General features: G+C 58.6%; 4 protein-coding genes. 1 reads left to right on the top strand and 3 read right to left on the bottom strand.

From position 1 onward, the window contains the following. A partial coding sequence (gene nhaA / locus AC3WRI_RS32775; protein WP_492295003.1) for a Na+/H+ antiporter NhaA occupies positions 1-1,384 on the top strand: 1,384 nt, incomplete at its 5' end. 199 nt (positions 1,385-1,583) lie between these two features. Here nhaA and AC3WRI_RS32770 read toward each other — a convergent pair. From AC3WRI_RS32770 to AC3WRI_RS32760, 3 genes are all read right to left on the bottom strand, one after another. Next, positions 1,584-2,282, bottom strand: coding sequence for a potassium channel family protein (locus AC3WRI_RS32770; protein WP_492295001.1), 699 nt, complete (start codon positions 2,280-2,282; stop codon positions 1,584-1,586). Beyond that, complete coding sequence (locus tag AC3WRI_RS32765) at positions 2,272-3,564, bottom strand: TrkH family potassium uptake protein (protein WP_246840263.1); 1,293 nt, start codon at positions 3,562-3,564, stop codon at positions 2,272-2,274. The genes AC3WRI_RS32770 and AC3WRI_RS32765 overlap by 11 nt, the downstream gene beginning before the upstream one ends. A 131-nt stretch (positions 3,565-3,695) precedes the next feature. Then, on the bottom strand, positions 3,696-4,738 hold a 1,043-nt coding region (locus AC3WRI_RS32760; RefSeq protein ID WP_492294999.1), incomplete at its 5' end, for a bestrophin-like domain.

The raw sequence follows: 4,738 nt of genomic DNA, 5'->3' as shown, positions 1-4,738 counted from the left end.
GCCCCCACCACGGCAACCATTGCCGCGTGCTCAAGTTTTAGCCGAGAAGGCATTCTCGGCGCTCGAACATTTTCTTCATATCGAGGCCGTCAGCGGCATTGTCCTGCTCGCCGCCGCCGGGATCGCGCTACTTTGGGCGAATTCCTCCGCTTCCCACAGCTACCACGCCCTATGGCATACCCCGCTCTCATTCGGGATAGGTAGCCATCTGGTATCGCAATCCCTGCATTTTTGGATCAACGACGCCCTGATGACCATCTTCTTTCTCGTCGTTGGGATGGAAATCCGGCGCGAAATCCATGAGGGAGCGCTGGCGAACGTGCGCCTTTCGGCCCTGCCAATGGCTGCGGCGCTTGGTGGCGTGATCGTCCCCGCGTTGATCTACCTCGCGATAAACACAGAGATGCCCCAGCGCCAGGGTTGGGCGGTGCCAACCGCTACTGACATCGCGTTCGCCGTCGGGGTGCTCGCGTTACTCGGCAAATCCATACCCGGCAACGTTCGAGTGTTCCTGCTCGCGCTGGCGATCATCGACGACATTGTCGCGGTCCTGATTATCGCAGTGGCCTTCTCGGGCGGGTTGGACTATGGGGGGCTTCTTGTTGCAGGTACAGGTATTCTAATGGTCCTGGGGCTGCAATGGATCGGCGTCGGAACCGCCTATGCTTACGTCGTACCGGGGGCCATTCTGTGGCTGGGAATGCTGAAGACCGGTGCCCACCCGACGCTCGCTGGCGTCGTGCTTGGCATGATGACGCCGGTACTGCCCGGTCGCACGCGAGAACGGCCTTTGGATGTGGCCATGCGTGCGCTCCTTGATCTGCGCGCTCGCGCGACCGCTCGGACACCTAAACCAGAACACATCGCGGCACCGCTTAAGCAACTGCGTCACGCCCAGCGGGAGCTACTACCGCCCGTGATCCGTGTACAGATGGCGCTTCACCCTTGGGTCGCCTACCTTGTCATGCCGCTCTTTGCCTTGGCAAATGCCGGAGTGAGCATTGATGGCGTCGATCTCACTAGCGGCGGATCGCTAGGCGCGATGTTTGGTGTTGTCCTTGCACTGGTCGTAGGCAAACCTCTCGGCATCGTGTCGGTCAGCTGGCTGGCCGTACGCCTGGGCTGGTGCCAGTTGCCGCCCGACGTGACCTGGCGCGGCGTATGCCTGGTTGGACTACTGGCCGGCATCGGCTTCACGATGTCGATATTCATCGCCACGCTTGCGTTCGAGGATGTCAACCTACTTGGGGCTGCCAAGCTTGGCGTGCTCTTGGCATCGGCGATAGCTGCCACCATAGGGCTGACCTGGGGTTTCATTTATGCCAGGGGCCGAAGACCGAGCATGGAACGAGCCGACGAATCTACTGCGGCGGCGTCCGACTGAAGGGGCTACGCGTGCATCGGCGTGGGAAGTTGCTACAGAATCGATGTCCGCTAGGACAGGCAGGGAGTTGATTCGCCCGTTACGGTAAGACGCGCTCGCGGCGCAAGCGAGCCTGCTACTACTGGTATGGTGATGTTGGGGTGGACTAAATCATGGGCGCCTATCAGCCACCAGTCCAAGCCATGACAAGTGCGCACCGCTATTGTTTTTCCGTACTGCCAGCGAATCGTTCGATCTTGCTAGTCGGCCCGGAGACGACCAGCAAGTCTCCCGGCTGGATCGTGGTGGTTGCTGTCGCATGTTCAAACTCTTCGTTGGGACGCTTGATGCCCACCACGGTAACGCCGAATTTCTCGCGCACCCTGGACACCAACAGCGCCTTATTGTGGGTTGAAGTTGGCGCATGGATCCTAGCGATGGCAAAGCCATCGTCGAATTCGATGAAATCGATCATGCGACCGGTGATCAAATGTGCAACTCGTGCACCCATGTCCGCTTCTGGATAAACCACATGGTGCGCACCGATGCGTTGCGCGATCTGACCATGCTCAGGGGTAAAGGCCTTGACCCAGATATCCTTGATCTCAAGTTCGGTCAGTGACATCAAAGTCATCAGGCTGGACGACATGTCTGTGCCGATCGCGACTATGGCGTGAGAGAAATCCGCCACGCCGAGTTGGCGCATCACAGCCACATCAGTCGAGTCAGCTTGGACTGCGTAGGTCAACGCATTTGACCAGCGCTGCACAAGATCGGCATCCTTGTCGATCCCCATGACATCGTGGCCGAGGCGGATTAGCGATTGCGCAACTGAGCTGCCGAAACGTCCGAGCCCGATCACAACGACGCTGTCTCCTGCAGAAAAAGAGAATTGCTCGGTAAATAACCTAGCCAACAATTGGGTGCTCCTCAGGGTAGCGGTATGGCGTGCGATGCTCGCCCATCGCCAACGATACGGCGAGCGTAATGGTGCCGACCCGGCCTGCGTACATGAGCGCGGTCAGCGTAAGCTGAGCGGAAGCCGGAAGGTCCGCTGTGATGCCAGTCGACAAGCCAACTGTACCGAAAGCTGAAATGACTTCAAAGATGACCTGATCAGTCGGCAACTCGGTAACGAATAGAATGGTGAGTGTTCCCGCCGTAATTAGGGCGCTTCCCAGTGCCAGCACGGTGATCGCCTGCCTATGTGCCGAGTTGCTAACGCGCCGCCCGAACGCCTCAGTGTCGCCACGACCGCGGATCTCAGCGAGCACCAGCAATGCGAGTATTGCAATGGTGCCAACCTTGACTCCGCCGGCGGTACTGGCGCTACCTCCGCCAACGAACATCAAGAAAAAATGCAGCGCCAGGCTTTCATGAGTTAGCGCGCCGATGTCGATTGAGTTGAATCCGGCGGTACGGGCGGAGACGGACGCAAATGTCGCGGACAACAGCTTACCTGCAGTCGGCATGGCGCCGAGCGTTCTTGGGTTATTCCATTCGAACAACAGCAGGCCAAGAATACCCGTTGCTAGAAGCACCCCTGTAACCGACAAGGTTAGCTTGCTATGCAGGGACCACCGGCGTGGATCGGCAATCTTGTTCCGCAAATCCTGCAGCACGGGGAAACCGATGCCGCCGATGACGATTGCCACCATCACCGGCCCAAGTACCCAGAAATCGGCCGCATAGCGTGTAAGACTGTCTGCGTGGGTTGAGAAGCCGGCGTTGTTGAAGGCCGATATGGAATGAAACAAACCAATCCACGCTGCTTCGTGCCAAGGAAGGGAATAGGTGAGATGCAGCCTCGAGGCTAGCCACACCGCGATGATCGCCTCTAAACTCAATGTCACCACCAGCACCAGCTTCGCCACGCCGGTGACGTCACCCAAACTGATCGTATGGGTTTCAACCCGGGTAATCAACCTAGCACGCAATCGCAGCGAGCGGTTGACCATCAGGCCCAGAAGGGTGGAGGCCGTCATCATCCCAAAGCCGCCAAGCTGGAACAGTGCCATGATCACCGCTTGGCCGAATCCGGACCAGTAAGTTCCCGTGTCGACGATAACTAGGCCAGTCACGCAGACCGCCGAGACTGCGGTAAAGAATGCGGTGAGCCAGGGCGCGCTCCCGCCATCGACGCGTGACCAAGGCAACATCAACAGTACGCTGCCTGCCATGATGGCCAGCAGGAAGCCCATGGCGACGGTCCGGGTCGGATGCAAGGATCGTTTCATGCACAGAATTGTGCTATGAAACGTGTCACAAATCTAACATTTCCACAGACCACCATCTTTGCACCATCTGGGCGCAGGCTTCCTGGCGTCAATGGTCATCGCATTCCATTGCGGACTTCCTGCAACACCTTATCGAAAGTGTCAACGCGGATCATGCCCAGCCGCGGAAACTCCAAGTCGACGATGACATAGAGGGTCACCGTCAGCGAGGCCACGAAAAAAAGCGCATGCAACCAGTTTCGAGGACTGCGGCTGGCCATGCCATAGCCCGCAAACAAGGCCCCAACCCAGCAAAGCGCGAAAAGCATGCCGAAGATGACGACGGGTGGATGTTCCTTTGTTGCGGCGAGTCGGGTCGATGCCGTGTCGAATGCTGCATTGAGGGCTGGTAACAGAAGCATGGTGGCCGCCGTACTAGCGGTTCGCTGGGACTCCGTTACGGATCTTGTCCAGAGGCGTTCACGCAGCACGTCCGAACGTACCAAGGAAGCCTCGACGCGTTTGCGGTTAGGGACGGCTCGATAGGCGTCAAGCCGGGCATCGAGATATTGCCGGAATATCTCCTGCAACTCACTACGTGCTGGTGGCGGTAGCAGATCCAGACGCAGGTAAGCAGTGCCGATATCGTTGGCTTCCTGGACGATCAGCGTACGCCGCATATCAAAGCGGCTTGCCGCCCCGGAAAAGGTGAAGGCGATCAATAGCCCAAGCAGTGCGAATATCGCGCTTGCGACCGCGCTGACGCCCGTTGTCTCCGGTTCGCGACCGGAGGAAACCTGCCATTGCCACACCAGCCGGCCGAGCTCCAGGGCGATCAGGATACTTATGAATATTCCGACCGCCAACACCAGCCCGCCGGCCCAATCGGCACCATAAAGTAGTGATGCCAAAATCGTCTCCGGTGCATTTCCGCGATGCGCGGTTTCAACGTTGAAGACGGTATGGAAAAGCTTCGTCACAGTATGTGCGCTTCCGCACAGGCGTCCGATAGCCGGGTGGAACTGATGCTTGAGCGTCGGCGTTACGGCATAAGCCAACGTCCGTAGATGGCCGGCAAGCGCCCCCTCGCCGGCCAGAGGTTTGTCACACTTCGGTCTGCTCTGCCATCTCAAGCGCGTCGTCGACTTCGATACCGAGG

Source organism: Cupriavidus sp. FW305-27 (genome assembly GCF_058787995.1).
This window is presented reverse-complemented; position numbering and strand designations above follow the sequence as displayed.

Excerpts from the sequence above, each read along its gene's own strand:
- AC3WRI_RS32765 (WP_246840263.1), bottom strand. The coding sequence starts at position 3,564 with ATGGGCTTCCTGCTGGCCATCATGGCAGGCAGCGTACTGTTGATGTTG.